Origin of the sequence: Trichlorobacter sp. (assembly GCF_030247655.1) — a bacterium.
Lineage (GTDB): Bacteria > Desulfobacterota > Desulfuromonadia > Geobacterales > Pseudopelobacteraceae > Trichlorobacter.
The window spans coordinates 1-4826 of the sequence record NZ_JAOTRZ010000218.1 but is presented as its reverse complement, the minus strand read 5'-3'; the positions used below and the strand labels follow the sequence as shown (position 1 = coordinate 4826).

8 protein-coding genes are annotated in these 4826 nt (G+C 59.1%); all 8 read left to right on the top strand.

What is annotated here, in order from left to right; genetic code table 11:
- On the top strand, nucleotides 1-454 hold a 454-nt coding region (locus OEL57_RS14155), incomplete at its 5' end, for a M48 family metalloprotease (RefSeq protein ID WP_300741303.1).
- On the top strand, nucleotides 451-1320 hold the full coding sequence (locus OEL57_RS14150) for a GGDEF domain-containing protein (RefSeq protein WP_300741301.1): 870 nt from the start codon (nucleotides 451-453) through the stop codon (nucleotides 1318-1320). The genes OEL57_RS14155 and OEL57_RS14150, both read left to right, overlap by 4 nt.
- Nucleotides 1317-1820: a Na+/H+ antiporter subunit E gene (locus tag OEL57_RS14145; RefSeq protein WP_300741299.1), complete on the top strand. Its 504-nt coding sequence runs from the start codon at nucleotides 1317-1319 to the stop codon at nucleotides 1818-1820. The genes OEL57_RS14150 and OEL57_RS14145 overlap by 4 nt, the downstream gene beginning before the upstream one ends.
- Nucleotides 1817-2128, top strand: coding sequence for a monovalent cation/H+ antiporter complex subunit F (locus OEL57_RS14140; protein WP_300741297.1), 312 nt, complete (start codon nucleotides 1817-1819; stop codon nucleotides 2126-2128). The genes OEL57_RS14145 and OEL57_RS14140 overlap by 4 nt, the downstream gene beginning before the upstream one ends.
- Nucleotides 2118-2423, top strand: coding sequence for a monovalent cation/H(+) antiporter subunit G (locus OEL57_RS14135; protein WP_300741296.1), 306 nt, complete (start codon nucleotides 2118-2120; stop codon nucleotides 2421-2423). Before OEL57_RS14140 ends, OEL57_RS14135 begins: the two co-directional genes overlap by 11 nt.
- On the top strand, nucleotides 2420-3370 hold the full coding sequence (locus OEL57_RS14130; RefSeq protein ID WP_300741294.1) for a hydrogenase subunit MbhD domain-containing protein: 951 nt from the start codon (nucleotides 2420-2422) through the stop codon (nucleotides 3368-3370). Before OEL57_RS14135 ends, OEL57_RS14130 begins: the two co-directional genes overlap by 4 nt.
- Nucleotides 3367-3684: an NADH-quinone oxidoreductase subunit K gene (locus tag OEL57_RS14125; protein WP_300741293.1), complete on the top strand. Its 318-nt coding sequence runs from the start codon at nucleotides 3367-3369 to the stop codon at nucleotides 3682-3684. Before OEL57_RS14130 ends, OEL57_RS14125 begins: the two co-directional genes overlap by 4 nt.
- A partial coding sequence (locus tag OEL57_RS14120) for a complex I subunit 5 family protein (protein ID WP_300741291.1) occupies nucleotides 3677-4826 on the top strand: 1150 nt, incomplete at its 3' end. The genes OEL57_RS14125 and OEL57_RS14120, both read left to right, overlap by 8 nt.

Below are 4826 nucleotides of genomic sequence, written 5' to 3'. Positions count from 1 at the left end.
CCACGTGGCCAATGGCGACATGATCACCCTGGCCCTGATCCAGGGGGTGGTGAACACCTTTGTAATCGTGGCCTCGCGGGTGGTTGGCTACCTGGTGGACCGGATCATCTTCAAGACCGAACGGGGACACGGTCCCGGTTTCTTTATCACCTCCCTGGTGGCCCAGCTGGTGTTCGGTGTCCTGGCCAGTATCATTGTCTGCTGGTTCAGCCGTCAGCGTGAGTTCAGGGCCGATGCCGGCGCTGCAACCATCTCTGGCAAAGAGAAGATGGTTGCGGCCCTGCAGCGACTGCGGGCCAATGCCGGTCAGCCCCACCTGCCGGATCAGATGGCGGCCTTCGGCATCTCCGGCCCGGTGGGGGGCGGCCTGAAAAAGCTGTTCATGACCCATCCACCGCTGGAGGAGCGGATTGAGGCGTTGCGGAGTCAACAGAATGAGAACAGACAGGTATGATCTCTGGTATCGCCACCATACACAAACGTATTGAACAGCTTCCGGCATGGCTTTTTATCCTGCTATCTCTTTTACTTACGGTAATAGTTGGATATTTTGACTATCTTACCGGTCCTGTTTACTCGTTTTCTCTGTTTTACCTGCTGATTGTCGTTGCTACAGCCTGGTACAAAGGCCGTAAATTTGCATTAGTAATTGCCATAGCAGGAACGCTGGCCTGGCTTGTTGCAGCGCTCTTATCCCAGCAGTACGATCACTATCCAGATGCGCTTTACTGGAACGATCTGGTTGAGCTTGTCCACTTTCTTTTTGCCGCTTATGTCATTTCAATGCTTAAAAATGCGCTTGATTGTTCCGAGAGAAGATCCCGAAGCGACTCTTTGACCGGCATAGCAAACCGTCGTCTTTTCTATGAAGTTGCAGACGCGGAAATCCTGCGTGCCCATCGGACCAATGAACCGTTTACGATCATGTACCTTGACATTGACAATTTCAAAACAGTGAATGACACACAGGGACATGATGCGGGAGACGAACTTTTGATCGCAGTTGCAGCAACAGTTAAACATCAACTGCGTGAAAGCGACACGGTGGCACGACTGGGTGGGGATGAGTTCAGTGTATTGCTTCCTGTAACAACAGAACCTGATGCTGCTGTTGTTGTCAGGAAAATTAAGCATGCCCTCGCTGGTTCCATTGAATCAAAATGGCCGGTTACCTTCAGTATCGGCATGGTTACCTACATGAAAGCGCCGGAATCGGTTGAAACCATGATTCGTGAGGCAGATCTGGTAATGTACGAAGTCAAAAAGTCCGGGAAAAATGAGCTGCGCAGTATTGTGATACATGAAAGCCAGGACCGATGATCCGAGGAAAATCAGATGTAAAAATAATGATCGGCTGCCTGCTGCGTCGCACCGTCGGCTTTGCCCTGGTCTGGTGGGTTGCCACCGAGGGTAACTTCACTGCCTGGCCACTGGCGGTGATTGCTGTTGCGGTCACGGTGGCGGTCAGCCTGCGTCTGCTGCCGCCCGGCAGCACACCCGGCTTGTCATTGTCAGGCATGGCAGGGTTTGTCGGCTATTTCTTCAGGCAATCCATACGGGGCGGTTTTCAGGTGTCCCGACTGGCGCTTCAGCGTCAGCTGCAACTTCGACCGGCCATACTGGAACTACCGGTAACCCTGCCGACAGGGCTGCCCCGCCTGCTGCTGATTGCTACCCTCGGCCTGATGCCCGGCACCCTGGGGGTTCGGCTGGAGGACGATCTTCTGTATCTGCATGTCCTTGATACCGGGTTGCCGGTTGTTGAAGAGACAGCACAGCTGTCCGGCCATATCGCCCGCATGCTTGGAGTCAACCGATGATCGGTAGTGAACTGTTGCTGGCCCTGTTGCTTCTGGTCAATCTTGGCGCTGCCCTGGTCAGGGCGGCACAGGGACCTACGGCTGCAGACCGGATGCTGGCGGCTTTGCTGTTTGGCAGCACCGGCGTCGGTATTCTGGTGTTACTGGCCGTTATTCAGCAGACACCGGCCCTGATTGATGTAGCCCTTACCCTGGCTTTGCTGGCGGCCATATCCGGCATCGCCTTTGCCCAGCGAGCCTGGAGTCAGGCGGTACTGGGCAGGCGCCGGGGAACGGCATCAAAAACGGAGGACGGCGATGCTGCTTGATCTTGCAAGCAACCTGCTGTTGCTGGCAGGCGGGTTCTTCTTTTGCGCCGGCACGGTGGGGCTGCTGCGTTTCCCTGATGTCTACACCCGCCTGCATGCCCTGGCAAAGGCCGACAATCTGGGGCTGGGTTGTCTGCTGGCCGGGCTGGCATTGAAGGCCGACAGTCTGGTGCAGGCGATCAAACTGCTGGCCATCTGGCCTCTTGTACTGGTTGCCAGCGCCGTGGTGGGCTACGCCATTGCCCACCGTGCTGACCAACTGGGCATTACCCCCTGGCAAAGGGACGACAGATGAATGCTGCGTTAACCTTTGATACGCTGCTGGCCCTGCTGCTGCTCTGGAGCGCCTGGCAGGCGCTGTCCACCCCCAAACTGGACCGGGCCGTCATCATGTTTATTGTCTTCGGACTCTTGCTGACCCTGGTCTGGTCACGGCTGGATGCGCCGGATATCGCCCTGGCCGAGGCAGCCCTCGGCGCCGGCCTGACCGGCACACTGCTGCTGGATGCCCTGGCTGCCTTTGGTCAAACCGGACAGCCAGCCGGAAATACGGGATTTGTGACAACCATCAAGCGGTTCCCGACGATCCTCGTCCTGCTGGTACTGCTTGCTGCGTTACTTGCTGCACTGTCCAAACTGCCGTTACAGGCGGTGAATCTGCCTGCCATGGTTGCCCAACAGATGCCTGACAGCGGCGTCAGCCATCCGGTTACCGCAGTGCTGCTCAACTTCAGAGGCTACGATACCCTGTTGGAGGTTGCAGTGCTGATGCTGGCCCTGCTGGGGATACTGACCGTCGGCCTGCCGGTTGAGCGGCCGCTCTTGTCCCGCAACCTGCTGGTGCCGATTCTGGCCCGCTACGCCGTACCGCTGATGACACTGGCCGCCATCTACCTGCTCTGGGCCGGCTCCCACCGACCGGGCGGTGCCTTTCAGGCTGCTGCCATGCTGGCGGCCGGGGTGGTGCTGCTTAATCTTGCCCAGGTGCAGCCCCGCTGGATTCCAGGGCAGCACTGGATCCGCCAGCTGATCAGTGCCGGTTTTCTGCTGTTTCTGTGCATTGCTGCTCTGCTGCTCATGTTAAACGGGGGGCTGTTACACTACCCGCCGGATCAGGCAGGGCTGCTGATCCTGTTGATCGAAAGCGGCTTGACCGTCTCTCTGGCCATCAATCTGGCTGCGTTTTACCTGCTCCGTTCAGATCGCCCGGAACCGCTGCCAAACCAGGAGGATGAGCCATGAGTAGCGGTCTTCTGTTTGCGGTTGTCGGTTGTCTGCTGTTTGTGATGGGGCTGGGCGGTATCATCCTGCTGGATCATCTGTTGCGACGGATCCTGGCTTTCAACCTGCTGGGCAGCGGCATTTTTCTGGTGCTGGTGGGGCTTGCCCAGCGCAACGGAAGGCCGGATCCGGTACCCCAGGCCATGGTGCTGACCGGCATTGTGGTTTCGGTTGCTGCCACCGCCCTGGCCCTGGCTCTGGCACGCCGCCATCAGGCTGCAGGCGGCAACACCGGCCAGACAGACCGTACCAGCCCGGAGGAGCGACATGACTGAGCTGCTTCCCAACCAACCGGTCTGGCTGATTCTGCTGCCCCTTGGCTGGGCTGCCCTGGCCTTTTGGCTGAGACCGGGACGAGGCCAGATCCTTGCCCTGACCGGTATCACCCTGCAACTGCTTGCTGCCCTGTCCCTTGCAACGGATATCCTGCACCACGGCACAGTGACCCATCTGGTGGGTGGCTGGCAGGAACCGCTGGGCATCCTGCTGATTGCCGACGGCCTGTCTGCGGTTATGCTGCTGCTTACCCAGGCAGTAACGCTGCTGGTTGCCATCTATGCCTGCCAGTATCTGAACCGGGAGGACCGGCGCTGGTTCTGGCCCCTGACCGGTTTTCTCATGGCCGGTATGAACGCCTTATATCTGTCCGGCGACCTGTTTAATCTCTATGTAACCCTTGAGCTGATCGGTCTGGCAGCGGTGGGACTGGTAGCTGTAGGGGGCAGATCCGAACAGGTGTCTGCGGCCCTGCGCTATCTGCTGGCCAGCCTGGCAGGATCCGGCTGTTTCCTGTTGGGGGTGGCGCTGCTTTACGGCTGTTACGGCACGGTCTCAGCCAGACTGCTGGCAGAGCTGATCAGCGTACCGGCGCCCCCTGCGGTCTGGCTGGCTGCTGCATTGATCTGTGCGGGTCTGTTTCTCAAGACGGCCCTCTTCCCCCTCCACTTCTGGTTGCCCCCTGCCCACGGCGGTGCCCCGGCCCCGATCTCGGCGCTTTTATCGGCACTGGTGGTCAAGGCCTCCTGGTATCTGCTGCTGCGCCTCTGGCTCGGTCCCTTTGCCGGAACTATCGCAGCGCTGGCCTGGTTACCGGCTCTGCTGGGCAGCCTGGCAATCCTGTGGGGTTCATGGCAGGCGATCCGCGCCGACCGGCTGAAGATGCTGGTTGCCTATTCCACCGTGGCCCAGCTGGGGTATCTGTTTCTGGTCTTTCCGCTTTTCGGTACCGGAAGCATGGCGTTGCAGATCGGCGTACTGCAGGCAGTGGCCCACGGTCTGGCCAAGGCGGCAATGTTCCTGGCTGCCGGACTTTTGATCAAAGCCGGGGGGAGTGAGCGGGTACTGGGTGTTTCCCATGCCGCCAACCAGCTGCCGGTGACCTTGTTCGCCTTTGCCCTGGCCGGGGTAAGTCTGATGG